Annotated in this window: 25 protein-coding genes; 20 read left to right on the top strand and 5 right to left on the bottom strand. The window is 60.3% G+C overall.

What is annotated here, in order from left to right; genetic code table 11:
• Positions 1 to 35 precede the first annotated feature (35 nt).
• Positions 36 to 761: a LuxR family transcriptional regulator gene (locus SIAM614_RS32795; protein ID WP_006938362.1), complete on the top strand. Its 726-nt coding sequence runs from the start codon at positions 36 to 38 to the stop codon at positions 759 to 761.
• Between the two features lie 41 nt (positions 762 to 802).
• Here the strand turns inward: SIAM614_RS32795 and SIAM614_RS23175 are convergent, their stop codons facing one another.
• A complete protein-coding gene (locus SIAM614_RS23175) occupies positions 803 to 1,516 on the bottom strand; it encodes an IclR family transcriptional regulator (RefSeq protein WP_006938363.1) in 714 nt (237 codons plus the stop codon).
• Between the two features lie 276 nt (positions 1,517 to 1,792).
• Between SIAM614_RS23175 and SIAM614_RS23180 the strand changes: the two genes are divergently transcribed.
• The 7 genes from SIAM614_RS23180 (at position 1,793) to SIAM614_RS23210 (ending at position 8,758) form a co-directional block, all read left to right on the top strand.
• Positions 1,793 to 2,833, top strand: coding sequence for a TRAP transporter substrate-binding protein (locus SIAM614_RS23180; protein ID WP_006938364.1), 1,041 nt, complete (start codon positions 1,793 to 1,795; stop codon positions 2,831 to 2,833).
• On the top strand, positions 2,833 to 3,354 hold the full coding sequence (locus tag SIAM614_RS23185) for a TRAP transporter small permease (RefSeq protein ID WP_006938365.1): 522 nt from the start codon (positions 2,833 to 2,835) through the stop codon (positions 3,352 to 3,354). The genes SIAM614_RS23180 and SIAM614_RS23185 overlap by 1 nt, the downstream gene beginning before the upstream one ends.
• Positions 3,347 to 4,702 carry a TRAP transporter large permease gene (locus SIAM614_RS23190; protein ID WP_006938366.1) on the top strand — a complete coding sequence of 452 codons (1,356 nt, stop codon included), beginning with the start codon at positions 3,347 to 3,349 and terminating at the stop codon, positions 4,700 to 4,702. Before SIAM614_RS23185 ends, SIAM614_RS23190 begins: the two co-directional genes overlap by 8 nt.
• A 63-nt stretch (positions 4,703 to 4,765) precedes the next feature.
• Positions 4,766 to 5,668 carry a ketopantoate reductase family protein gene (locus SIAM614_RS23195; RefSeq protein WP_006938367.1) on the top strand — a complete coding sequence of 301 codons (903 nt, stop codon included), beginning with the start codon at positions 4,766 to 4,768 and terminating at the stop codon, positions 5,666 to 5,668.
• A gap of 246 nt (positions 5,669 to 5,914) precedes the next feature.
• On the top strand, positions 5,915 to 6,307 hold the full coding sequence (locus SIAM614_RS23200; RefSeq protein ID WP_006938368.1) for a hypothetical protein: 393 nt from the start codon (positions 5,915 to 5,917) through the stop codon (positions 6,305 to 6,307).
• A gap of 6 nt (positions 6,308 to 6,313) precedes the next feature.
• Entirely contained in the window at positions 6,314 to 7,636 is a 1,323-nt protein-coding gene (locus SIAM614_RS23205; protein ID WP_006938369.1) for an alkyl sulfatase dimerization domain-containing protein, read from the top strand.
• A 588-nt stretch (positions 7,637 to 8,224) separates the two neighbouring features.
• On the top strand, positions 8,225 to 8,758 hold the full coding sequence (locus SIAM614_RS23210) for a hypothetical protein (protein WP_006938371.1): 534 nt from the start codon (positions 8,225 to 8,227) through the stop codon (positions 8,756 to 8,758).
• 62 nt (positions 8,759 to 8,820) lie between these two features.
• On the opposite strand, the gene phnF is transcribed toward SIAM614_RS23210, so the two are convergent.
• Entirely contained in the window at positions 8,821 to 9,561 is a 741-nt protein-coding gene (gene phnF / locus SIAM614_RS23215) for a phosphonate metabolism transcriptional regulator PhnF (protein WP_006938372.1), read from the bottom strand.
• A 132-nt stretch (positions 9,562 to 9,693) separates the two neighbouring features.
• Between phnF and phnG the strand changes: the two genes are divergently transcribed.
• The 9 genes from phnG (at position 9,694) to phnN (ending at position 16,968) form a co-directional block, all read left to right on the top strand.
• Positions 9,694 to 10,179: a phosphonate C-P lyase system protein PhnG gene (gene phnG, locus SIAM614_RS23220; RefSeq protein WP_006938373.1), complete on the top strand. Its 486-nt coding sequence runs from the start codon at positions 9,694 to 9,696 to the stop codon at positions 10,177 to 10,179.
• The gene (gene phnH / locus SIAM614_RS23225; RefSeq protein ID WP_006938374.1) at positions 10,179 to 10,805 is read left to right on the top strand and encodes a phosphonate C-P lyase system protein PhnH; all 627 of its coding nucleotides are present in this window, start codon (positions 10,179 to 10,181) and stop codon (positions 10,803 to 10,805) included. The genes phnG and phnH overlap by 1 nt, the downstream gene beginning before the upstream one ends.
• 4 nt (positions 10,806 to 10,809) lie before the next feature.
• Complete coding sequence (locus SIAM614_RS23230) at positions 10,810 to 11,934, top strand: carbon-phosphorus lyase complex subunit PhnI (RefSeq protein ID WP_006938376.1); 1,125 nt, start codon at positions 10,810 to 10,812, stop codon at positions 11,932 to 11,934.
• Positions 11,931 to 12,860, top strand: coding sequence for an alpha-D-ribose 1-methylphosphonate 5-phosphate C-P-lyase PhnJ (locus SIAM614_RS23235; protein ID WP_006938377.1), 930 nt, complete (start codon positions 11,931 to 11,933; stop codon positions 12,858 to 12,860). The genes SIAM614_RS23230 and SIAM614_RS23235 overlap by 4 nt, the downstream gene beginning before the upstream one ends.
• A complete protein-coding gene (gene phnK / locus SIAM614_RS23240) occupies positions 12,857 to 13,645 on the top strand; it encodes a phosphonate C-P lyase system protein PhnK (protein WP_006938379.1) in 789 nt (262 codons plus the stop codon). The genes SIAM614_RS23235 and phnK overlap by 4 nt, the downstream gene beginning before the upstream one ends.
• Before the next feature lie 8 nt (positions 13,646 to 13,653).
• Positions 13,654 to 14,358, top strand: coding sequence for a phosphonate C-P lyase system protein PhnL (phnL, locus tag SIAM614_RS23245; RefSeq protein WP_040440910.1), 705 nt, complete (start codon positions 13,654 to 13,656; stop codon positions 14,356 to 14,358).
• Positions 14,359 to 14,505: 147 nt separating this feature from the next.
• Positions 14,506 to 15,255 (top strand): DUF1045 domain-containing protein, encoded by a 750-nt coding sequence (locus SIAM614_RS23250; protein ID WP_006938383.1) that lies wholly within the window; start codon positions 14,506 to 14,508, stop codon positions 15,253 to 15,255.
• Positions 15,252 to 16,397 carry an alpha-D-ribose 1-methylphosphonate 5-triphosphate diphosphatase gene (locus SIAM614_RS23255; protein WP_006938385.1) on the top strand — a complete coding sequence of 382 codons (1,146 nt, stop codon included), beginning with the start codon at positions 15,252 to 15,254 and terminating at the stop codon, positions 16,395 to 16,397. The genes SIAM614_RS23250 and SIAM614_RS23255 overlap by 4 nt, the downstream gene beginning before the upstream one ends.
• A gap of 13 nt (positions 16,398 to 16,410) precedes the next feature.
• Positions 16,411 to 16,968, top strand: a complete 558-nt coding sequence (gene phnN / locus SIAM614_RS23260; protein WP_006938387.1) for a phosphonate metabolism protein/1,5-bisphosphokinase (PRPP-forming) PhnN — start codon at positions 16,411 to 16,413, stop codon at positions 16,966 to 16,968.
• 12 nt (positions 16,969 to 16,980) lie between these two features.
• Here phnN and SIAM614_RS23265 read toward each other — a convergent pair whose 3' ends face one another.
• Positions 16,981 to 17,331: a hypothetical protein gene (locus tag SIAM614_RS23265; protein ID WP_006938388.1), complete on the bottom strand. Its 351-nt coding sequence runs from the start codon at positions 17,329 to 17,331 to the stop codon at positions 16,981 to 16,983.
• Between the two features lie 220 nt (positions 17,332 to 17,551).
• Complete coding sequence (locus SIAM614_RS33340) at positions 17,552 to 18,091, bottom strand: winged helix-turn-helix transcriptional regulator (RefSeq protein WP_006938390.1); 540 nt, start codon at positions 18,089 to 18,091, stop codon at positions 17,552 to 17,554.
• 40 nt (positions 18,092 to 18,131) lie between these two features.
• Between SIAM614_RS33340 and SIAM614_RS23275 the strand changes: the two genes are divergently transcribed.
• The 3 genes from SIAM614_RS23275 to SIAM614_RS23285 all read left to right on the top strand — a co-directional run bounded on the left by SIAM614_RS23275 (position 18,132) and on the right by SIAM614_RS23285 (position 20,182).
• On the top strand, positions 18,132 to 18,503 hold the full coding sequence (locus SIAM614_RS23275) for a VOC family protein (RefSeq protein ID WP_006938394.1): 372 nt from the start codon (positions 18,132 to 18,134) through the stop codon (positions 18,501 to 18,503).
• 273 nt (positions 18,504 to 18,776) lie between these two features.
• Entirely contained in the window at positions 18,777 to 19,145 is a 369-nt protein-coding gene (locus SIAM614_RS23280; RefSeq protein WP_040440912.1) for a group I truncated hemoglobin, read from the top strand.
• The gene (locus tag SIAM614_RS23285; RefSeq protein WP_006938396.1) at positions 19,142 to 20,182 is read left to right on the top strand and encodes an adenylate/guanylate cyclase domain-containing protein; all 1,041 of its coding nucleotides are present in this window, start codon (positions 19,142 to 19,144) and stop codon (positions 20,180 to 20,182) included. Before SIAM614_RS23280 ends, SIAM614_RS23285 begins: the two co-directional genes overlap by 4 nt.
• Positions 20,183 to 20,292: 110 nt before the next feature.
• Here SIAM614_RS23285 and SIAM614_RS23290 read toward each other — a convergent pair whose 3' ends face one another.
• On the bottom strand, positions 20,293 to 23,202 hold the full coding sequence (locus tag SIAM614_RS23290) for an AsmA family protein (RefSeq protein ID WP_040440914.1): 2,910 nt from the start codon (positions 23,200 to 23,202) through the stop codon (positions 20,293 to 20,295).
• Between the last annotated feature and the right edge of the window lie 171 nt (positions 23,203 to 23,373).

Raw genomic sequence — 23,373 nt, forward strand, 5'->3', positions numbered from 1 at the left:
GATTTTCATATGTACTGTTGACGGAGATTGTGCGCATGAGCAGTCACATCTACGACATGTCCTCCCAGGAAACCCGGCTTTTGGCCGGAATCATATCGACGCTTTCCGTCGGCGGCAGTCAGGATGTGCGCACGGAGGTTTTCCCGGATATTCTCATGCTCCTGAGAGCGGATGTTCTGGCTTCCTTCGAATGGGACCCTCGCGCGGGATCCTATGGCAACCCCTTCACGATCAATCAGGATCCTGACAATATCGAGCGATACCGCAACTGGTATCAATTCCGGGATCCCATGACAGAAAAACTGCGCGGACTGCGCCGCGCTGCGCACGTGGAAGAGGTCATTTCCAAACCCGACCTGCGGAAGACTGAATTCTACAACGACTTTCTGGCGCGGGACGGGATGCATCACGGCGTGAACCTGTTCATGCTATCCAGCACTCGCGAACTCGCCGACCTTCGCATCTGGAGGCATCGCAACCGTCCCGATTTCGGTGAGCGTGAAATCGATCTGCTGACGATCATCGGCCCCTTCATGCGCAAGGCGCTCTCCCTGGCGCCGGAAGTCAGTCTGGACATGCTGACAGAACGGGAAAGGGACGTCGCACTTCTCATCGCGCGAGGTTGTTTCGACAAGGATATCGCCCGCGTTCTGGGTATTGGGTTCGCGACCGTCAGAACGCATCTCGGCAATTGCATGACAAAACTGGGCTGCGCCAACCGAACCGAACTTGCAGCCTTGGTCTCCAAACTCTCACACTGAGCTGCTTAGCCGTGAGCTGTGCCGAGCTCTGGAACCAGCCCTCACAACTCTGCAGAAAGCTCCTCAGCCACCGCCTTCAGTTTGGGCAAGGCTGCTTCGACCATCGCATCGTCAAAACGGTTGAGCATTCCGAAGATGCTCAAGGTGGCTGCAATCTTACCTGAGCCGTCGCGGATCGGGACGGACAAGGCCCCGATTTCAGGTTCGTTCTCGCCCCTGTTACGCGCAAATCCGCTAGCTGCGATCTCGGCCAGTTCGGCCTCTGGTGGCAACTCGTGTTGTTTAGCCCACTTCAGCCGATCCTGCATTCCCATGTCAGCAAGCCAGATCTTGCCCTGTGCCGTGGTCTCGATCGGAAGCACCGTGCCGATGCTGATGTTGACTGATATCGGTCTTTTTGACATGGCCACTGATATGCAGGCAGGGCCTCTTCGGCTAAGGCGGCAGACCATCACAGATTCATTGAGAGCGTCGGCAAGCCGCCGGACATGCGAAATGGTCCGCGTTGCAAACTGGTCGTTCTTCTCCGCAAGTCTGCCCAGACCTTCAATCGCAGGACCAAGGCAGAAGTATCCTCTGCGGTAGCTCACCAGAGCGCCAACCTCTTCCAGAGTAACGAGAAACCGGTGAGCTGTCGGCACATTTGTGTCCAGTTCAGCCGCGACGGTCGCGGCGGATATCTCAGGCCGCTCATCACTGAAAAGCTGAAGGATTGCGAATGCTTTGACAATCGATCCATTGATCGGTGTGGCCATAGCCTGTCTCCAAATCTTCCAAAGCCTCTTTAGGCGCACATCCTTTGTGAAACAACAAAAGATATTGACACCTCCTTCAAAAACATCATTTTATGAGAAAGTAATTTCATATAGTAAGAATATTAGCTTGAATGACAGCTGAGTTGTCGTTTTCGGGCCGGATGTCGCAACACGGGGAGGGGACATCCGATCCACGACCCAACCCGGCCGGTTTCGAATAGGTGGGTTCTTACAAGCTGGAAGCCCCGAAGAGTAAAGCAGGAGGAGGAACCGAAAATGCTGACAAGAAGAACCATGATGGCCGCCATGACATGCAGCATGATGATGGCAGGCTGGCAAAGCGCGCACGCAGCCGAGTATGAATTCAAGCTGCATCACTTTCTAAGCGCCAACGCGCCTGCCCATACCCAGATGCTGGAGCCTTGGGCAAAGGCGGTCGAGGAAGCCACTGACGGCAAGGTCCATATCGAAATCTTCCCGAGCATGACGCTTGGCGGACGCCCGCCGGAGTTGATCTCTCAGGTCCGCAGTGGCGTGGTGGATCTGATTTGGACGGTCAACGGTTACACGCCTGGGCTTTTCCCACGCAGCGAGGTCTTTGAGCTTCCGACCGTGTTCAAGAACGACCCGGCCGCAACGAACCTGGCGATGCGCGAACTCTTCGAGAGCGACCTGAAGGACGACTACGCTGGTGTGGAAGTGATGTTTCTCCATGTCCATGCGGGTCAGGGGATCCACATGGGAGACACGGAAGTCCGCACACCGGCAGACCTTGCCGGCAAGAGGATGCGTGTCCCGACAAGGACAGGCGCTTGGGTGATTGAGGCGCTTGGGGCAACACCTGTGGCAATGCCGGTTCCCGAACTGCCGCCCGCGCTACAGAAAGGCGTTGTGGACGGGGCCTTCATTCCCTGGGAAATCATCGCACCGCTGAAGATCCAGGAGCAGACGGAATACCAGATCGAAGGTGCCGACGAGAGCCGCTTCGGCAATACAGTCTTCCAGGTCTCCATGAACAAGGACCGCTGGGATAGCCTGCCCGCCGAGATTCAGGAAGGCTTCCGAAAGGCATCCGACGAGGACTGGCTTCGCCAGGTCGGAGAAATCTGGCGCAAATCCGATGACTTCGGCATAGATCTAGCCGTCAAGAGTGGCAACGAACATATCGTGCTGACACCTGAAGAAACCGCTGCTTTTGACGAGGCTGTTCGTCCGGTTGTCGACCGCTGGATCGAGGAAACGGGCACAAGGGGTTTTGACGGCTCTGCACTCGTTGAGAACGCGCGCTCGATCACTGCTGAGAATGCGACGCGCTGATGGTTGCAAACCAACCACTTCGCAGCACCGGCTTTGCCGGTGCTGTCCACCGGGGCGCTGAAGGATGGGCGCTGCTTGGCGGTCTCATCCTGCTTGCGGTGGTCGGCGCCAACATCCTCTCTGTCATCGGCAAGCCCCTAGGCATCTCTTTTGCCGGAGATTTCGAACTGACCGAGATGGGCGTGGCGGTGGCAGCCTTCGCCTTCCTTCCCTACTGCCAGATCACAAGAGCGAACGTCACTGCTGATATCTTTACCTCTGGCGTATCGCCCAGGGTGATGGCTTTCCTCAACTTCGCAGGAGCGTTCGTGGCGCTCGCATTCAGCATTATTCTTCTCTGCCGCATGTTTCTCGGCATGCAGGAGCAGAAGACTTACGGCTATGCCACCACGATCCTTCAGATTCCGCAGTGGCTGGCTTTCGTTCCCATTCTCCTATCGCTTGGTCTTCTGATGCTAACTTCGCTCGTTAGCGCGATGGAGGAATGGAAGAAGGCGAAACAGGGAGCAAAACATGTCTGAGGCTCTCCTCCTGGGCCTGGGAGGCCTTGTTGCTCTGATCCTTCTGATTGGTTTGCGAATGCCTATCGCCTACGCCATGATCCTGGTTGGCGGCCTGGGCACCATGCTGATAAACGGCCCTGCTCTGGTTCTCAATCAGCTCAACACGCTCGCCTACGGCCAGTTCTCGATTTACGATCTGTCCGTGGTGCCGATGTTTGTCCTGATGGGGGCAATCGCTTCGAGAATCGGACTTTCGCAGGCGCTCTTCCGGGCTGCCAATGCCTGGCTAGGCTGGCTCCCAGGAGGCACTGCAATGGCGGCGATCGCCGGTTGCGCAGGCTTTGGTGCCGTCTGCGGATCCTCGCTGGCCACAGCCTCGACCATGGGTAAGGTCGCTCTTCCGGAGCTGCGCCGATACAATTACTCCCCCGCACTTTCGACCGGTACGCTGGCGGCGGGCGGCGTTCTCGGCATCCTGATACCGCCTTCCGTGGTGCTTATCATCTACGCCATCATCGTGGAGACCAATATCGTCACGATGTTCATGGCGGCGTTTATTCCCGGAATGCTCGCTGTCATCCTGTTCATTGCCACCATCGCCATCTATGTCGCGATCCGCCCCGAGGCCGCGCCGAAGGGCGGGAAACTTTCCAGAACGGAATTCTGGGAGGCCACCCTCGGGATGACGCCAGTTCTGGTCATCTTCGGCATGGTGATCGGAGGTATCTATTTCGGCCTGTTCAATCCGACGCCGGCAGCAGCCGTGGGGGTTTTTCTGATACTGGCGCTCGGGCTGGTTCGCCGACGGCTCTCGCGAGATGACCTGAAAACCTGCCTGCTTGAAACCGCTTCGACGACGGGCATGATCTATCTGATCCTGCTCGGCGCCGAGATGCTGAAGATCTTCATGTCCCGGTCGGGGCTGCCCCAGGAAGCCGCGCTTTGGGTCGCCCACTCAGGCATGCCACCCATGACTGTTATGGCAGTAATGCTGATCGCGTTGATCCTGCTGGGCTGCCTCATGGATTCTCTTTCGATGATCTTGCTTGTCATCCCGTTTTTCTGGCCGGCCCTCGTGGAAGTCAATGGCGGAATCTATCAGATGGCCGACGGCTCAGGCTTTGGAATGAGCACGGAGGACCTCAAGGTCTGGTTCGGGATTCTCTCTCTGATCGTGGTTGAGCTTGGGCTTATAACCCCACCGGTCGGCATGAATGTTTTTGTCATTTCCGCGATTGCGCGTGACGTACCGATGATCGAGACCTTCAAGGGCGTCATGCCCTTCTTCTGTGCTGAAGTGTTGCGCGTGTTGATCCTTCTGAGCTTCCCAATTCTCACGCTCTGGCTGCCAGCCGTTCTGCGTTAGCGACAAACAAGACAACCCGGCCGCTCGGCTTGCGCCGGGCGGCGCCACAACAGGAAAATCATAATGACATGGGCAATACTGGGGGCGGGAGCACTCGGCTCGGTCATCGGAGCAGAGCTTTTCAACAGCGGGGCAGATATCGTTCTTCTCGATACGAATGAGGCCCATTTGAAAGCCATTCAGTCTGAGGGTCTTCGTGTTGATTGGGACGACAGGACCGATCACCTGCCGATCCGCGCCATGCGTCCGGAAAACGCTCCCGAACTCGAGCTCGTGATCCTGCTGACGAAGACGATGCGTTCTCAGGCCGCACTGTCATCTATTGCTCCCAAGATTGCCGCCGGGGCTTGCGTCCTGACGCTTCAGAACGGCCTTGGCAATGTGGAGAGAATTTGCGGCCTGGTTCCAGAAACTCAAATCTTGTATGGCTGCACGATGACCCCGGGAGACCTGCGTGGCCCCGGCCATGTGGTCAGTCACGGAATTGCTTACACCCCCTTCTCGCCGCTCACTGAAAACCCAATTGCAGGGCGTATTTCAGAAAAACTCACTGCTGCCGGCTTTGAGAAGACAAGCAATGCGGCCGCAAAGATATGGGAGAAAGCTTCGTTCAACTGCGCAATGAACGCTACGGCGGTTCTCGGCGAGGGAACGGTCGGCCAGATCGCCGATTTCGTCGGCAGTGACCTTGCCCGCAAGATCGCGTTCGAGGTCCTCGAGGTCGCTGCCGCGGAAGGCATTGCTACGAACCGGACTGCGGTCGTCGAGCAGATCGACCTCGCTCTCGAACACCATGTCGCGCACAAGCCCTCTATGCTTCAGGATATCGAGGGAGGCCGGAGAACGGAAATAGAATCCCTGAACGGTTATGCCGCCGAAAGGGGAGCAACCCTTGGTGTTCCGGTTCCACTGAACACCCTTCTAGCCTCTTTGGTGCGTATGAAAGAGCAGCAAAGACTGATCTGACAACACTTTCGAAGCTCGGAAACGGGCGATCCCGATTCGCGACGATTTCAGGAAAGATGGACTTCTCAGATCCCGCAAATGATTCCAGTGGCCGACTAGCGCGATGACGCGAAATGAGTCCGGACGCCTTATGGGCGCGGCGACAGCGATATAGGTCCGATCATGCGCGTTTGTTCGTGGGCATGATGAATACTGCAGTATTGAAACCGCCAGCTGCGGTAATGATTTGCCAGGGAACGCCTTAGTATGTCCTACAACACGACCCGCAGAGAACTGCTGATGTCCAGCGCTGCCATTGCAGCCTCTCCGGCGATTGGTTTGCTGGCGCCAGATTTAGCCACGGCGCAGACAGCGGGCACAACCGTCAGGCCCGCATCCATTTCACAGATCGACGCCTATAGGGGAGCTCCGATTGAATTGGGAACCGCTCCAAACGGAGCCATCACCAACAAGAAGCTTCTCGACGGTATCGGCAAGGTCGGCTGGCCGGAACCGACAATCGAGCAGCCTGCAGAAGGCATATGGACCTTCGGCGGCTACGGGCTGGCCCCCATGAGCATCATCGACACGGATGAGGGCCTCATAGCCTTTGATACGGGCGACACCAAGCACGACCGCGAGCTCATGATAGAAGCCTAGCGAACCGTGAGCGACAAGCCCGTCAAGGCGATCATTTACGGGCATTCCCACACGTGCTTCGGCGCCGGTGTTCTGGCGGAAGGCAATCCGGATGTGACAATTATCGGTCATCCGAACCTGAATGATGTGGTGAGGCAGAACACCGGTGGGGCGCCCGCGTACTATCCGGAAATCGGACCGTATCTCACAGCCCGGGCGCTGATCCAGTTCAACACCTATATGCCGGAAAACGGGCCGGACGCATATGTGGTACCGACGAACCTGACAACTTCGGAAATGGCGTTCCTGCCCGTAAACACTCCCGTCGAAGACGGTCAGGAAATGACTGTCCTTGGTGTGAAGATGCAGTTCTTCACCAAGTATGGTTCGGACGACAAGGTCCATACGACCGTGTGGCTGCCGGAAAAAAAGATCCTCTTCACGACGATGTTGTGGTCGAGCCCGCCCCAGCTCTATTCGCTGCGCGGTGACGTCTTCCGCGACCCGCGTGAATGGATTGCAGGATTGAAGCTCAACCGCGACCTTCAGCCTGAAGTCCTGATTTCGGCTGGGGCCCGGCCGGTCGTGGGCAAGGATGAGGTCAGCAGGATCCTTGGCGGCTACCTGGACGGAGCGAGTTTCGTCTTGGATCAGACCTTGCGTGGAATTCTTGGCGGCAAGGGGCCCAATGAGTTGAGGCACCAGGTAAGCTTTCCCGAATACCTGGACCAGATTCCGTACAACCTGCAAAATTATGGCGAAATCTCTACCTATCCTCCGGCAATCCACTACCAGTGCGTGGGTTGGTATGACAACGACGCAGCCAATCTCAAACCTGTTTCACCTGAAGACGAGGCAAGACGGCTCGTGGCGCTGATGGGCGGACGCGACAAGGTGCTGGCCGCGGCCAATGATGCCTTGGCGGCAAAGGAATATGCCTGGGCCGCACAACTGGTGAACTACCTCTATCGCCTCGATCCGGAGGACAAGGAAGTTCGCAAGGTCAAGGCGCAGGCGCTTCGCCAGATGGCCTATGTCTCGACTGGCGCAAACGATCGCGCCCACCTGATGTCACGGGCGCTGGCGCTCGAAGGCAAGGTGACCATTCCCCGTCTCATTCCACCGCCCGCGCAGGCCATCGCGGCTTCACCCACAACGTTCCTGAACTATTTCCGGATGCGTATCGACCCGGAAAAGAGCGGTAACACCGACAAGGTCATGCGTTTCGATTTCGACCACGGCCCCAGTGCGGGCCTGCACATTCGGCGCGCTGTGGCGGAGTATATCACGGCGCCGGACGAGCACTACCGCGGGCCCGATTTGACCGTTGCAATGTCGGGCGAGACCTAGGCCAAGCTCTACGTGAGCCAGGAACTGCCTGAAGCACTGATCGAAAGCGGCGAGATCAGGGTCGAGGGCGATGCCGCCGAAGTCGCACGGCTGCTAAGTTTTTTCGATCGGTATGTTCCGGAGAAAGCCGTCGTAGTGCCACCGGCTGCATTCTCGTCACAACGTTGAGTGCAGGGTGATGACGCGCTGGCGGAGTTCGTTACTCACTTGATGCTACGAAGTGACGACTTGCAGATTTGAGATCGAAAATTCCGAAGACTTGATCTGTTTGAATGTCCGATATGATTGGTTACCCGCCCGAGACCGGACATTCCGCTTTCGCCCCCCCCAAAACCGACACCAAGCCTCCACCCAGAACCAACGAAGCAGCCGCACCTGCCTGCAAGCGACCCCTCCTGCTTTCCGCCCGCCAATCGCGCAGAAACAGGCAACGACCTTTATTGGCCTTTTACTTGAGAAAATTCGCATCTGGTCAACGAAGAGCATGTATGACTTTGCCGGAAACGATTGAGTTTCAAGCCCATGCGCGGTTCGCGGGGCAGCCGGACGCGGGTGTCCGCACATCGAAATGTTTAGAAGGACTTTGGAATGAAATTGAGAGCTTTTGTCTCGGTGCTGGCTTTGCTGCCGGCGACAGGCGTCGCCGCTGCACCTTTCACCAGTGGTGACTGGGAAGCCGCGCGGATCGGCGGGACCTGTCTTGTCTACAACAATGCCCCCGCGCGCGACACCTCCGGGTCGCTGCAGTTCAGCTTCGATGTCAAAGGCTACAACGCCGATTTCACTTACGAATATGCGCCCTACACCGAAAATGAGGAAGACCCCTGGGCCGACACCGATCTGGTTGAAATCACTATCGACGGGGAAGACATCTGGTTGGGCGAAGAGATGTCCCCGGTCGGCATGCAGGCCCCTTACAAGCTCTCGATGACATCCGGTTTCGTGAAGGAGATGGCCGCGGCGGTGGCCAACGCCCAGACGAATATCGATATTTCCGTTGAGCGCGAGAGCCTGGGCGAAACATGGCTCTATGGCCGTTTCTCACCGGCCGGCTTCAGCGAGAGCCTGGCCAAGGCGGCCGAGATGTGTGACTTCGACCCGGCCAATCTGCCGGAATCCTGAGCGGCTGACGACAAAGACGCGTGATCCCTGCGGCCCTGGGCGTTCGTTCCGGGGCCTGCCGGTCAGGTGTCACCGCTGACAACAAGCTGCATGCGGTCTGCTGCGACCCGGGCCCGGGTGCATTGCAGGGGCTTGCCGGCCATATCCAGATTGACGCTTTCCACCACCATCACCGGCTGGCCCAGCGCCAGACCAAGCTGCTGGGCATCCCGCGTTTCCACCAGTTCGGCGGTGATACGCGTTTCCTTGCGGCGATAGTCGGAAATGCCGGCGCGTTGCAGAGCCGCGGTGATCGACCCGGTCTCGGCATAATCCGCGACAAAGTTGGGCACACGGGACTGCTCGAACCAGCTTGTCGCAACGATCATCGGCACGCCATCGGCAACACGCAGGGTTTCCACGCGAATGAGCACCGTGCCGAGCGGCACGCCAAGCTGATGCGCCAGAAGAGCGTCGGCTTCCTCGATAGCCGATCCGATCAACCGGCCGGACGGGGCCCGAAGCTGGCCCGAAACAATTTCCGAAAAGCGCGTGCGCGGCCCGATGGGATAGCTGAGCGGGGCTGAGGCGACAAAGGTGCCGCGGCCCTGATCTGCCCGCAGGATGCCGTCCGACGTCAGCGCGGCAATGGCCCGGCGCACCGTGTGGCGGTTGACGCCAAAACGGCTCGCAAGCTCGGATTCCGGCGGCAGGCGGCTGCCTTTTTCAAAGGCGCCGCTCACGATTTCCGCCTTCAGCGTTTCCATGATCTGGCGCCACACCGCAATTCCGGCGCTGCGGTCGAGAGTGCTATTCGTCGTCATGCGCCCGTCATCAAATTTCGGTACCAAAGAGTCAACCGGATTATTTGTCTAGACAAATAGACAAATCGAATCTAGGACAAGGGCGTTTTCGAACGCTTTCCGAAGAACCGCCCAACCCAAAAGGCGCGCTTCATGACAGATATCACCTCCACCTCCTCCCCTGACACCGAAGCCAGCGCGGCAGTTGGCGCACGCCAGAAGGTCATCGCGACGCTGGCGGCTGCATCCGCCGAAGCTGTCGCGGAAAAATTCAACGCGCTTCCTCCCCAGAGCTACGAACTGGTGCGCCAGCCCGAGACGGGCCTTGTGATGGTGCGTGGCCGCATGGGCGGAACCGGCAGCCCGTTCAACCTGGGCGAGGTCACCGTGACCCGCTGCGTCGTCCGGCTAGAAACCGGCGAGACCGGCAACGCCTACAGTCTTGGTCGCAACAAGCAGAAAGCGCTGCAATCGGCCGTGATCGACGCCTTGTGGCAAAGCCCGGCGATGCAGGACCGCATCGAGACGGACATCATCGCGCCGCTGGCCGAAGCCCAGCAAGGCGCGAAGGAAACCGTTCGCGAGGAAACCGAAGCCACCAAGGTCAACTTCTTCACCATGGTGCGGGGAGACAACTGATGAGCGCAGCACAACAGACCGCCGCCGCCCCGCTGGCCGCGGGCTTTCAGGATCCGGTTCACGATGCGCAGGGCTGCTTTCGCGCGATCATGAACGCCATGGCCCGTCCGGGCACGCGGCAGGAGATTTCCGCCGGCAATCTGAAGCCGCCCGCACCGCTGACACAGGTGGCCGCCGCCATTGCCCTGACCCTGTTCGACTACGACACGCCGATCTGGCTCGACAAGCCGCTGATGACGTCGGACGCGGTGAAGACCTTCCTGCGCTTCCACACCGGTTGCCCGATTGTCACCGAGCCGGTGGACGCGGCCTTCGCGCTGGTCAGCGCGCCGGTGAGCATGATCCCGCTGGCAAGTTTCAACCAGGGCTCCGCCGAATATCCGGACCGCTCGACCACGGTGATCCTGACCGGCCAGGACTTCAGCTCCCATCCGGCCGTCACCTTCAGCGGCCCTGGCATCAAGGACACCGTGTCCTTCGGCTCCGGCCCGATTCCGCCGGTCTTCTGGGACCAGGTGATCGCCAACAACCGCCAGTTTCCCCGGGGCATCGATCTGGTCTTTGCCGGCCAGGACGCACTGGCTGCCCTGCCCCGCTCCACCCGCATCCTGAAAGCGGAGGTCTGACACCATGTATGTAGCCGTAAAGGGTGGCGAAAAAGCCATTCGCAACGCCCACAAGCTCATGGCCAAGCGCCGCCGGGGCGACACCTCCGTTCCCTCGCTGACACTGGAGCAGATCGCCCAGCAGCTTTCCCACGCCGTTGCCCGCGTCATGGGCGAAGGGTCGCTCTACGACGAAATGCTGGCCGCGCTTGCCATCAAGCAGGCGCGTGGCGACCTGATCGAGGCTGCTTTCCTGATGCGGGCCTACCGCACGACCCTGCCGCGCTTCGGCTACAGCCAGCCGGTCGATACCGCCAAGATGCTGGTGGAACGCCGCGTATCGGCCACCTACAAGGACCTGCCGGGCGGCCAGGTGCTGGGCCCGACCTTCGACTACAGCCACCGCCTTCTGGACTTCGCGCTGGCCGCCGAAGAGGACGGCCTTGAAAAGCCGGTCGAAACGGCCAGCCCTGAGGACGCCAGCATGCCGCGGGTCACCGATCTGCTTGGCGACGAAGGCCTGATGGAACCGGACCCGGTAACCGACGAGGACGCCCCTGTCGGCGACCTGACACGAGAACCCCTGTCCTTCCCGGCCGACAGGGACCTGCGCCTGCAGAACCTGGCCCGTGGCGACGAAGGCTTCCTGCTGGCGCTGGCCTATTCCACCCAGCGCGGCTATGGCCGCACACACCCCTTTGCCGGCGAGATCCGCTATGGCGAAGTGGAAGTGGAGTTTTTTGCAGAGGAACTCGGCTTTGCCGTGACGCTCGGCGCCATCAAGGTGACCGAGTGCCAGATGGTCAACCAGTTCAAGGGCTCGGCCAAGACCGCTCCGACCTTCACCCGGGGCTACGGCCTCGTCTTCGGACAGGTGGAGAGAAAGGCCATGTCCATGGCCATGGTCGACCGTTCCATGCGCTGGCAGGAACTGGGCGAGGAACAGTCCGCCCCGGCCCAGGACGTCGAATTCGTCCTGTCCCATTCAGACAACATCCAGGCGACCGGCTTCGTCGAACACCTGAAGCTGCCGCATTACGTCGATTTCCAGGCCGAACTGGACCTTGTCCGCCGCATGCGCGGCGAATGGTTCGAAAAACGCCGCCAGGAAGAAGAAGAGGGCGACACCGCCCGGGAGGCCGCAGAATGAACGACACGGCTCAGATTTTCGAACAGGGCGAATACAACTTCGCCTATCTGGACGAGCAGACCAAGCGTATGATCCGCCGGGCAATCCTGAAGGGCATCGCCATTCCGGGCTACCAGGTGCCGTTCGCCTCACGCGAGATGCCGATGCCCTATGGCTGGGGCACCGGCGGGGTGCAGGTGACGGCGGCGATCCTGGGCAAGGACGATTGCCTGAAGATGATCGACCAGGGTTCCGACGACACCACCAACGCGGTTTCCCTGCGCGGGTTCTTCGAAAAGACTGCCGGTGTGCGCACCACCTTCGAGACGTCGGAGGCAAGCGTTATCCAGACCCGCCACCGCATTCCGGAAAAGACTCTGCGCGAAGACCAGATCATCGTCTTCCAGGTGCCTATCCCCGAACCGCTGCGCTTCCTGGAGCCCCGCGAAACCGAGACCCGGAAGATGCATGCGCTTGAGGATTATGGCCTCATGCATGTGAAGCTCTATGAGGACATTGCCAAGAACGGCCATATCGCCACCACCTACGCCTATCCGGTGAAGGTCAACGACCGCTATGTGATGGACCCCTCGCCGACGCCGAAATTCGACAATCCGAAGATCGACCAGATGGCAGCCCTGCAGCTTTACGGCGCCGGCCGCGAGAAACGCATCTACGCCATTCCGCCCTATACCAAGGTGAAGAGCCTCGACTTCGAGGACTATCCGTTCGAGGTGCAGAAGTTCGACAAGCCCTGCGGCCTGTGCGGCGCGGAGAATGTCTATCTCGACGAGGTGATCCTGGATGACAAGGGCGGACGCATGTTCGTCTGCTCCGACAGCGACTATTGCGAGGAACGGCGCGCGGACGGCCATCTCGGCCCGATGGCGGCCGATCCGGCGGCCCATCAGTTCGGCGCCACCCAGGCAGAGGAGACCGCCCGATGAACGCCTTTCCGACCACGGACCCGCTGCTGCAGGTTCACAACGTCACCCGCTATTATGGCGACCGCATCGGCTGCGCCGATGTCTCCTTCGATCTGTGGCCCGGCGAAGTGCTGGCCATCGTCGGTGAAAGCGGCTCCGGCAAGACCACGCTGCTCAACTGCCTGTCGACACGGCTGGCCCCGACGGCGGGTGCCATCGAATATCGCATGCGCGACGGCACCATGCGCAATCTCTACCAGCTGACCGAGGCAGAACGCCGCCTCCTGATGCGCACCGACTGGGGCTTCGTGCACCAGAATGCGGCCGAAGGCCTGCGCATGAATGTTTCCGCCGGTGCCAACGTCGGCGAACGGCTGATGGCGGTGGGCGAACGTCACTACGGCAACATCCGCTCCACCGCAGACGACTGGATGGGACGTGTGGAAATCGACAGTGATCGGATCGACGACGATCCGCGCTCCTTCTCCGGCGGCATGCGCCAGCGCCTGCAGATCGCCCGCAACCTCGTCACAAGACCGCGGCTGGTCTTCATGGACGAGCCGACCGGCGGCCTGGATGTCTCCGTTCAGGCCCGCCTTCTGGACCTGCTGCGCCGTCTGGTGGCCGATCTCGGTCTTTCGGTGGTCATCGTCACCCACGACCTTGCGGTCGCCCGGCTGCTGTCTCACCGGATCATGGTGATGCGCCACGGCAATGTCATCGAAAGCGGCCTGACGGATCAGGTGCTCGACGATCCGCGCGAGCCCTACACCCAGTTGCTCGTTTCTTCCATTCTCCAGGTATGAGGACCGAAATGCCCGTACGCCTCTATCTCAACAATGTCGGCAAGTCCTTCACCATGCACCTGCAAGGCGGGACCGTCATTCCCGTGGTCGAGAAGGTCGAATTTTCGGTCAATGCCGGCGAATGCGTCGTCCTGGGCGGCCCCTCGGGAGCCGGCAAAAGCTCGATCCTCAAGATGATCTACGGCAACTACCGCTGTGACGAGGGTCAGATCCTGGTGACGGCCGGCGACGAGATCGTCAACATTGCCAGCGCTGAACCGCGCAAGGTTCTGCGTCTTCGCGAAGACACCATCGGCTACGTCAGCCAGTTCCTGCGCACCATCCCGCGCGTGTCGGCGGAAGACGTGGTCGCCGAACCACTGATCGCCCAGGGCACCAGCGAGGAAGAAGGTGTCGACAAGGCCCGCTCCCTGCTGTCGCGGCTGAATGTGCCCGAGCGCCTGTGGACCCTGCCGCCGGCCACCTTCTCCGGCGGCGAGCAGCAGCGCGTCAACATCGCCAGGGGGTTCATCGCCCATTATCCGATCCTGCTGCTGGACGAGCCGACCGCCTCGCTCGACGCTGCCAACCGGGCCGTGGTTGTCCGTCTGGTGGAAGAGAAGAAAGCCCAGGGCGTTGCCATGGTTGGCATCCTGCACGATCAGGATGTGCGGGAGCAGATCGCCGACCGCATCATCGACGTGACGGGATTCAGCGCGGAAGCGGCTGCCTGAGGCGCAAGATGAGGAAAGGCTTGCAGACGGGCGGAAACTGTCACAGAAAAGTCACCGCCCGTCTTTAGGTCACTCCTTCAGAAAGTTGAAGGACGTGGCCCTGCCACTTCCCGGCCGAACCACATTTCAAAAATTGCGATTCCCCTCATGCGCTATGCTCTCTATTTCGCAGCCGATGCCGACGACCGCCTGATGCAGCTCGGGAACACCTGGCTCGGGCGTGATCCCTATACCGGCGCGGCTCTGCCCCAGCCGGAGCTGTCCGGCATGACGCCGGCACGCTTTCAGGAGCTGACGACCGATCCCCGCCGCTATGGATTTCACGGGACCTTGAAAGCCCCGTTTTCCCTCGCGGTCGATCAGACCGAGGCAGGTCTGCTGGAGGCCTGCGCAACCTTTGCCGCAGAAATCGCCCCTTACGAGATAGATGCGCTCGGCGTGAACAGGCTCGGCCGTTTTCTGGCACTGACCCCTGAGGCAGAAGAGCCGGCCCTACGCGCCTTTGCCAGCCTGTGCGTGCGCCGGTTCGAGCCGTTCCGCGCGCCGCTTTCCGACGCGGACCTGGAGCGCCGTCGCAAGAGCGGACTGTCGGAAATTCACGACACCTATCTCGTCAGATGGGGCTATCCCTATATCTTCGACGAATTCCGTTTTCATCTGACGCTGTCCAACAAGCTGGAAGACGACACCGACATGGAACGGCTGACGAATGCCGCCCGAGACCATTTCTCGGATGTCACCGGCAGGAAGCGGCTGTGCCGCCACGTTGCGCTTTACACCGAAGCCGAGCGCGGTGCGCCGTTTGAGGTTCACACGGTTTTTGAGCTGACCGGCAACACCGCCCCCGCTGACGCGCTCAGCCAGAGCGGGCATCTGTCCCAAGAGGAAACTGCATGAGCAAGCATCCCAAAGTCTTCAAGAATGCCCGTCTGGTTCTCGCAGGCGAAGTATTCGACGGCTCCCTGACGGTCGATGATGCCGGTCTGATTTCCGGCCTCGGCTCGCCGACCGATGTTGACGGTCACGACTGCGAAGGCGATTACCTGCTGCCCGGCCTGATCGAACTGCACACCGACCACCTGGAAACCCACTACGCTCCACGCCCGAAAGTGCGCTGGAACCCGGTTTCCGCCGTTCAGGCACACGATGCCCAGATCGCCTGTTCGGGTATCACCACGGTTTTCGATGCCCTACGCGTCGGCATGGATGAAGACGCGGACCTCGGCTATTCGGACATGCGCGCGCTGGCAGACGCCATTGAAACCGGCCAGCGGGAAAACCGCTTGCGCGCCGATCATTTCATCCACCTGCGCTGCGAAGTGTCCGCACCCGACGTGCTCAGCGCCTTCAAGGTGTTCGAGGATGACGACAGCATCCGCCTGATCTCGCTGATGGACCACACCCCCGGTCAGCGCCAGTTCGTGTCGATGGACGCCTACAAGATCTACTATCAGGGCAAGAAGGGCTTCACCGACGCCCAGATGGACGATTTCATCCGCAAGCGCCAGGCGCGCGCCAGCAGTCTGGCCCCTGATAACCGCAAGCATCTGTCGGCCATTGCCCAGTCGCGCGGTATCGCCATCGCCAGCCACGATGATGCCACCACCGCCCATGTGGACGAGGCAATTTCGCTGCAAACGAAAATCGCCGAGTTTCCGACCACTCTGGAAGCCGCCAAGGCATCTCACGAGGCCGGCATGGCCGTTCTGATGGGCGCGCCGAACGTCGTTCGCGGCGGGTCCCATTCGGGCAACATCTCGGCGAAGGAACTTGCCGAGGCAGGCGTTCTGGATGTGCTGTCCTCCGACTATGTGCCGATTTCGCTGCTGCAGGCCGCCTTCCAACTGGCTGATGAGGTCGAAGCGATTTCCCTGCCGCAGTCTGTCGCCATGGTCACGTCAACGCCTGCAAAGGCAATCGGCCTGGAAGACCGGGGCGTTCTGGACCCAGGCCTCAGGGCCGATCTCATTCAGGTGAAGATGGTGGGCGACATTCCGGTCGTGCGCGGTGTCTGGCGCGAGGGCAAACGGGTTGCCTGAGGCTGGCTCCGTCATGACTGATAAGCTCGGCCCCGGCCGCATGGTGCTTGTGGTCGGCCCGAGCGGGGCCGGCAAGGACACATTGATGGCCGCGCTCAAAACCCGTTTGGCGGGCCGGACGGACGTCAGCTTCGCCCGGCGTGCAATCACCCGTGCGGCAGATGTCGAGGCCGAGGATCACGACACGCTCTCGCGCGCCGAATTCGACCAGCTGAGAGCCACCGGAAAAGTTGCCCTGTGCTGGGAAGCCCACGGGCTCGGCTACGTCATTCCGCAAAGCTACGACCAGGCAATCGAAGCCGGCGAAACCGTGATTGCCAATGGCTCGCGCAAGGTGCTGAAGCAGGCAGAAGACAAGTACCGCAACACCAGCGTTCTGCTGATCACCGCCCCGGTCGAAATCCTGGCCGAACGCCTCGCCGCGCGAGGCCGCGAAAGCAGGCAGGAAATAGAAGACCGGCTGCGCCGCGCCGACCTGGAACCGGAAAACGTCGCCAATCTGATCCGCATTGAAAACACCGGCACGGTGGACGATGCGGTCGACAGGATGATCGCCGCACTCGGCCTTTGACCCTACCCGTGTCTATTCCGCGAAGGCGCTCTGCACGGCCTGGCTGAAGACCAGGGCCCGGGCGTCGAGTGTCTCCTGATGGTCACCATCAAACGCGTGAACCATGGCGCGGAACTGTTTTGCTTCTTCGCCCAGCTCGGGCTCCCCGGCTGGCCGGCGGAGATGGATCAGGGCCCGTTCGTGCCTGACCACCAGGTCTGCCAGATGGAGGGCGGAGCCGATCATGTAAGCCCGGTACTGCAGGCGTTTGACATGATCGATCCTGTGAACGTCCGGTTCCTGCAAAAGCTGCCAGAAGCCGATGACATTCGTGCAGGCGGTGCGCATCAGGCGACCGCATTTCTCTTCGTCTGACCGGGACATGCTTGCCTCGCAAGATTCGCCACGACCTCTCAAGCGTAGCGCTACACCCGGAAACTGCAATGAACCAGAAGAGTCATAGGGCCTCGCCACACGCCCAGATTCATTGATTTTGAAATTAGCGATCAGAAACAGATGCTTGCACGGTGGAAGACGCAGGGGAAAACGCCACGTCCAGACCGGAAAATGCAACCATAGGATAGAACTTTCGTTCACATCAGGCTCAGCGGACGCCTGCGGAGATCGCCTGATTGATATTCAGCCCTGCATTCACGGCGAGATAGATCGGAAAGGGCGTACGCTGCGACAGATCGATATCCCGCCTCAGCCACTCCCGCTCCTCCAGAACACCAAGTGACTTCGACAGGGCCCGGTCCGTAACAGGTCCGAGACCGGACTTGATGGATGAAAACCGGCTCGGCGTCCCCGTTACTGCCAGGATCGGGACGGTCCAGCTTCGTCTCAACACGGCAAAGGCCTCCTCGTCCGGAACGATCTCCTCGATTCGGCTCGCCATGGCTGCAACAGCCTTTCCTTTGTCCGTCAGCCGAAACTCCGGCCGCAAGGGATGGCCGTGGCCAGGGTTTCGCTCCAGCAGCCCAAGGTGGAACAGGTGATCAAGGCTTGCCGCAAACGAACTGCGGCTAGCCCCCGTTGACCCAATCAACGGAGCTTGCCGCCCGGGAATACCTGCATGCAGCTGTGCCAGAATTTTCAGGGACCAGGCTTTGGACGTGAGGTTGACAAGAAGCTGCATATCCATGTTTTATAGCTACTATACTTTTGCTACATAAGGAAGTCTCATGCCTGTCGTTTCACTGGATAACACGATCACCCTCGCCCTCTCTGTTCGCGACAGGCATGCAAGTGCCGACTGGTATGCGGCAAACCTCGGTTTCGAGCTGCTCTATCACGTGGACGACGCTGGCTGGAGCGAGTTGAAGACCCTGACCGAAGGCGTGACGCTGGGGCTGGGCGAACAGTCCGAACCTGCTCCGGGAAACACGGTTCCCGTGTTCGGTGTGGCCGATATCGCGGTTGCCCGCAGCGCCCTGGAAAAAGCGGGGGTCAGATTCGACGGGCCGACAGAAACCATCGAAGGCATGGTCAGCACCGCAACCTTCTACGACCCGGACGGCAACGCTCTCATGCTGGCCCAGAACCTGTCCAGATAAGCGGAACTGACAGGACAGAAACGTCCCGGAAGGGCGTTGTGCGCCGATTGTGGCGCACAACAACAATCTCATCCGCACCAAGAACACCGGCTCGGCGGACGCGACAGGCCGGCGCCATTCGGCAAGTAACCGGCCACAGGCGTGTGTCAGATGCCCCCGAAGAAAATCGGAACAGATTACGCAGAGGAACAGAAGGTACAAAATCTTTGCATTGGCAGAATAGTCGAATACTCTCTTAGTCTTGATCTCGCTCTGAAAATCGAGTTCTAGGGCATGCCTGCGACATTATTTGAAAAGTACGGCGGCTTCGGCTCGGAGAGCCGCATCGTAATGACTTTTTACGATAAGGTTCTCGATTCTGAGGAGATCGGCGACTTTTTCGATGACGTCGAAATGACTCGCCTGATCGATCATCAGACCAAATTCATCTCCTACCTGTTGGGCGGGCCGGCTTCCTATTCGGAAGAGCGGCTGAGACGCACCCATGCCCCCTTCGATCTGACAAACGAGGATTTTGACGAAATTGCGCGTCTTCTGCACGAGACTTTGGCGGAACACAAATTCGATCGGGGCGACATCAAGTCCGTGATGCGGGAAATCGAAGCCCGCCGCTCCACCATCCTTTCGACCGGTGCTCCATGAACATCACCGCCATCAACCAGCAGCTCTTGCGCGCGATTGGCGTTGGCATCGCCGTTGTCGGCAGCAAGAACCTGCAGGTCCTGTTCCAGAACGGCCCGTTTTCTGATTGGTTTGGAAAACCGGACGCCGCTGCGACGCTGACCGATCTGCTGCCGGATATCGATATCGAACAGCTCCGGGCGGAAATTGAAGACCAGGGTCGCTTTACCGGCGAAGTCTCCGTCAAGATGAAGCGCCGGACGCTGGTCATCGCCCTGACGGTTTCACCCGCCGAGGAGCAGGATTTCCTCGTCGTGGAGTGCCAGAACATCACGCGGATCCGCGAACTGGAGTCGATGATCGACAGTTATTCATCCATGGTCGAGCGGAATACGCGGGAACTGGAGCGGGTTGAGCGCCTGTTGCTCAATCTGATGCCGCGCACGGTCTACGAGGAGTTCAAGACCTTCGGCGTCGTCACGCCACAACTTTATGAAAGCGTTTCTGTGGTCATGCTCGACTTCGTGGGTTTCACGAAATTCTCGGCAGAGCACGACCCGACGGTAACGCTTGGAGAGTTGAACGACATCTTCACCGCTTTCGACCTGATCACCGAGCAATTTGGCTGTGAGCGCATCAAGACCATCGGCGATGCCTATCTTGCCGTTTCAGGCATGCCCGAACCGTCGCCGGATCACATGCGCGCGGTTGCCAATTGCCCCGTCCGCTTCATTCGGTACCTGGAACGCCGCAACCAGAGCCATCAACACAAGTGGCTGGCGCGCGTCGGACTGGGCACGGGACCGGCGGTCGGTTCGGTCGTCGGTATCCAGAAATATGTCTATGACGTCTTCGGTTCGGCGGTGAATCTCGCCGCACGATTGCAGGAGTTCGCCAATCCGACGTGCGTCGTGGCACCTGATGCCATGAAGGAGTTCCTGGTGGACGAATTTCACCTGGAGGACCTCGGCAAACGCGAGATCCGCAGTTTCGGAGAAATGCGGCTGATGCGGGTCAACCCCGGTGTCGAACTGGCGCATCGGGCAAGGCAGTTCTGAACGCATAGGCCCGCTGCCGTGGCACTTTCGGTCCCGGAACACACCGTTTGAAGCCGACGCCAGATGACGCGGTGCTGCGCCGAGGCGCGGCACCTTCGCCGGTTACACCGTCAGTTCTTCTTCTTCTTGTTTCCGAACACGTTGCCCAGCAGGCCGGACGGCAGGCCGAAGCCTTCCTCAACCGCTTTCAGAACTTCCTCGTCATCGACATCCCCATCGAGAACCTTCTGAACGTCGATCTGGGTCTTGCCGCCGGTCGCCTGATTGATGACCTTGTTGGCCTGATCGACCAGCTCCTGAGACGGTTCGTTCTTGCCCTGCAGAATGGAGATCAGCTCGCCGCCGGTCTGCTGCAGTTGCTTGTAGGCCGCTTCCGGGTTTTCCAGAATGCCCTTGATGTCCGGATAGATGCGCGGATCGTTCCACGGACCTTCGATCACGATGGGCACACCGAGGCCGGCCAGTTTCTTGTCTTCGCCCTTCCGCCGAGGTTGCGGGGCCTGACCTTCAAGCGTCGGCACGATCTTCGGCTCCACACGCCAGGAAAGGCGCTGCCCCGGCATGTCCGTCGTGCCCTTGCCTGTCATGCGCACAAGGGGACCAACCAGAGACAGGTCATCCGTCTTGGCGATGCCGTTCTGGATCTGGAAGGTTGACCCCAGCGAGCTGAAGTCGGTCTGGGCCGACGGGTTGGCCTGCCAGCCGAGCAGCGTTTCCACCGACAGGCCACGTACCATTTTCGGCACGTTGATGCCCTTGATCGCACCATCGGCGAACCTGTAGTCGGCTGTCCCGTTCAAGGCCTGAACCAGTACCTGTTCGCTGCCACCCTTGGAAGTGACATCCAGGTTGATGTTGGCCTTGCCTTCGATCCAGCTAAAATCGGCAGCATCGCGCAACAGCGGATAGGCATTGAGGTCGGCGAGCGCAAATTTCGCGGCAACCTCAGCCGTGGCTGCGGCTCCGTTGAGCGTAACCGTACCAGTGCCGGTGCCACCATATAACGCCAGCTTTTCCAGGTTCGCGGTCAGCACACCGTTCTTGATGGTGGTCGACAGCGCGCTCTGGTCGATCTTGATCTTGTCCCAGCGGATTTCCCGGGTGGTCAGCTTGAAGTCGGCATCGATGGCATTCAGGCCGGAGAAGTCGATCGGCTCCGTGCTCCAGCCGCCTGAGCCGCTGCTTTTACCGCCACTGCCGCCGCCCGAAGTGTTTCCGGACGCCTTTGTGGAACCGCTGCCGCCGCCACCGCCGGAAGACGATGTGCCGCCGAGATAAGGATCGAGCACAAGCTCACGCAGATCCAGCCGTGCCGTGACGTTTGGCTTGCCGCCCAGAACGATGCGCCCGTTGGCTTCGCCCGACGTGTCGTCCAGCGTGAAACGGGTTTCCTCGAACGAGATCGTCTCGCCCGAAACACCGAAGATACCCGACGCCTTGAACCGCTTGAGACCGCCGCCGTTGCCGAGCGGTTTGCCCAGCCACGCCATGAGGCCTCGCAGGTCCGCCGTGTCGACACTGACAGCACCGTCAAGCGCGCCGTTGCGCGACGCTCTGCCATTGAAGCCGGCGCTGACCCGATTGCCCTTCACGGTCACTGAAACCGGCGCGGCTTCCCCGGCCAGCAGACGGGCGGTGTCGCCCTCGCCGGTCACGCTGAAAGCTTCCCCCCGCCAGGACAGCGCGCCGCTGAGCGAGACCGGTTGCTCCAACCCCTGAAGATCGATATCCAGGGCAAGGTTCGTCAGGCGGTCGGCTTCCGGATCGCCGCCGACAGCCGACGAGAGCCCCACTCCGCCGACCTCGCCCTCGGCGATGCGCACGCTACCGTTGATATCAAGCCCGGCAAGCAGCTCCTCACCAGTCTGGCCCGCTGTTTCGAACGCCAGATCCACGCTGAGCTTGCCGCTGGCCGGCAGATCCCGGCCCGCAAGCTTCAGGAGATCGGCAATCGAACCATCTTTCAGCACCAGCCGGCCGGAGACTTCAGGAACGCTCCCCGACAGATCCGCGTCCGCCGCACCGCCAAGAGAAAGCTGGCCGAGCGTGATATCGAGATCAGCCAGCGACAGCATGGCCTCGGTGCCTGCAACCTTGGCCGACACGGCAAATGCCCCCGGATCGGCAGCCAGATCCTGACCGGCCAGCGCCGCGAGAGCCTTCAGGGATGGCCCTGCGGCTGTCAGAGCCAGCTCAGCGCGCACCGGATCCAGACCGGATTGGCCGGTGACGGAGACGCTGTTTTCACCGCTGGAAATCTTCAGGTCCACCGGAACCTGCTCCCCGCCCATGAGCCCAAGCGGGTCCGTCAGGGATCCTGTGACGGCAACCGGCATTTCGCGGAACGTGAAGCTGGATGTCAGATCGACCTCACCCGACAGGCTGGGCGCCTGCAGGCTGAGATCAAGGTTGGAGATACGAATCGGCTCGGCAGCATCCGGCGCCTTGTAGGTCACCGTGCCGCCGGTGATCTGCAGGCTGTCGACACCAATGCTCTTGAGGTAGCCGTCAGGAGCTGCGGCTGTCTCGTCCGGTTCCGCTTCAGACGCAGGCGCGGGCGCGGCTTCCGCCACCGCATCGGTTTCAGCGGCGCCGGTTTCTGCCTCGATCAAGTCGCCAATGTCGCTGATGTCGCGGCGCGGCTCCCAGCTCGTGGTGCCGTTCGGGCCGATTTCCAGATAGATGTCCGGCTTGTCCAGGGCAATTCCGGTTACCTGGATGTTGCCGGACACCAGACCGCCCCAGGCAAGACCGAACTCGACACGTTCGGCCCTGGCGAACTCGATCCCGTCTGCCCCGGCCTCACCGGCCAGGCCGATATCTTCGGCAACCAGAGAAAATCCCGGAAAAAGTGAAAGGGACACAGGCCCGTCCAGGCGCACGCGCCAGCCAAAGCGCTTGTCCACCTGTTCCACCACCTGACGCTTGATTTCGTCCTTGGGCAGGAACAGCGGCACCACCAGGATGATGGTTGCCAGCAAGAACAACAAGCTGCCCAGTCCGATCAAAAGCCGACGCATTTAGTGTCTCCCCGTCGCGAATCGGTCCCCAATGTAGACCAATCGGGCGGGAACGTCCCCAAGCAGAAGCAAAGGCTTTCGCAGGAAAGAAGACGGAACGCTCAATTACCGGCAAATCGGTCTACAGCGCCACACCCCGGTTCCGGACCGGCATACGGACGCGGTCAATGT

The organism is Roseibium aggregatum IAM 12614 (assembly GCF_000168975.1).
In the GTDB taxonomy this organism is placed as follows: domain Bacteria; phylum Pseudomonadota; class Alphaproteobacteria; order Rhizobiales; family Stappiaceae; genus Roseibium; species Roseibium aggregatum.

Coding starts and splice junctions, on each gene's coding strand:
- SIAM614_RS32795 (WP_006938362.1), top strand. CDS start 36: ATGAGCAGTCACATCTACGACATGTCCTCCCAGGAAACCCGGCTTTTG.
- SIAM614_RS23175 (WP_006938363.1), bottom strand. CDS start 1,516: ATGGCCACACCGATCAATGGATCGATTGTCAAAGCATTCGCAATCCTT.
- SIAM614_RS23180 (WP_006938364.1), top strand. CDS start 1,793: ATGCTGACAAGAAGAACCATGATGGCCGCCATGACATGCAGCATGATG.
- SIAM614_RS23185 (WP_006938365.1), top strand. CDS start 2,833: ATGGTTGCAAACCAACCACTTCGCAGCACCGGCTTTGCCGGTGCTGTC.
- SIAM614_RS23190 (WP_006938366.1), top strand. CDS start 3,347: ATGTCTGAGGCTCTCCTCCTGGGCCTGGGAGGCCTTGTTGCTCTGATC.
- SIAM614_RS23195 (WP_006938367.1), top strand. CDS start 4,766: ATGACATGGGCAATACTGGGGGCGGGAGCACTCGGCTCGGTCATCGGA.
- SIAM614_RS23200 (WP_006938368.1), top strand. CDS start 5,915: ATGTCCTACAACACGACCCGCAGAGAACTGCTGATGTCCAGCGCTGCC.
- SIAM614_RS23210 (WP_006938371.1), top strand. CDS start 8,225: ATGAAATTGAGAGCTTTTGTCTCGGTGCTGGCTTTGCTGCCGGCGACA.
- phnF (WP_006938372.1), bottom strand. CDS start 9,561: ATGACGACGAATAGCACTCTCGACCGCAGCGCCGGAATTGCGGTGTGG.
- phnG (WP_006938373.1), top strand. CDS start 9,694: ATGACAGATATCACCTCCACCTCCTCCCCTGACACCGAAGCCAGCGCG.
- phnH (WP_006938374.1), top strand. CDS start 10,179: ATGAGCGCAGCACAACAGACCGCCGCCGCCCCGCTGGCCGCGGGCTTT.
- SIAM614_RS23230 (WP_006938376.1), top strand. CDS start 10,810: ATGTATGTAGCCGTAAAGGGTGGCGAAAAAGCCATTCGCAACGCCCAC.
- SIAM614_RS23235 (WP_006938377.1), top strand. CDS start 11,931: ATGAACGACACGGCTCAGATTTTCGAACAGGGCGAATACAACTTCGCC.
- phnK (WP_006938379.1), top strand. CDS start 12,857: ATGAACGCCTTTCCGACCACGGACCCGCTGCTGCAGGTTCACAACGTC.
- phnL (WP_040440910.1), top strand. CDS start 13,654: ATGCCCGTACGCCTCTATCTCAACAATGTCGGCAAGTCCTTCACCATG.
- SIAM614_RS23250 (WP_006938383.1), top strand. CDS start 14,506: ATGCGCTATGCTCTCTATTTCGCAGCCGATGCCGACGACCGCCTGATG.
- SIAM614_RS23255 (WP_006938385.1), top strand. CDS start 15,252: ATGAGCAAGCATCCCAAAGTCTTCAAGAATGCCCGTCTGGTTCTCGCA.
- phnN (WP_006938387.1), top strand. CDS start 16,411: ATGACTGATAAGCTCGGCCCCGGCCGCATGGTGCTTGTGGTCGGCCCG.
- SIAM614_RS23265 (WP_006938388.1), bottom strand. CDS start 17,331: ATGTCCCGGTCAGACGAAGAGAAATGCGGTCGCCTGATGCGCACCGCC.
- SIAM614_RS33340 (WP_006938390.1), bottom strand. CDS start 18,091: ATGGATATGCAGCTTCTTGTCAACCTCACGTCCAAAGCCTGGTCCCTG.
- SIAM614_RS23275 (WP_006938394.1), top strand. CDS start 18,132: ATGCCTGTCGTTTCACTGGATAACACGATCACCCTCGCCCTCTCTGTT.
- SIAM614_RS23280 (WP_040440912.1), top strand. CDS start 18,777: ATGCCTGCGACATTATTTGAAAAGTACGGCGGCTTCGGCTCGGAGAGC.
- SIAM614_RS23285 (WP_006938396.1), top strand. CDS start 19,142: ATGAACATCACCGCCATCAACCAGCAGCTCTTGCGCGCGATTGGCGTT.
- SIAM614_RS23290 (WP_040440914.1), bottom strand. CDS start 23,202: ATGCGTCGGCTTTTGATCGGACTGGGCAGCTTGTTGTTCTTGCTGGCA.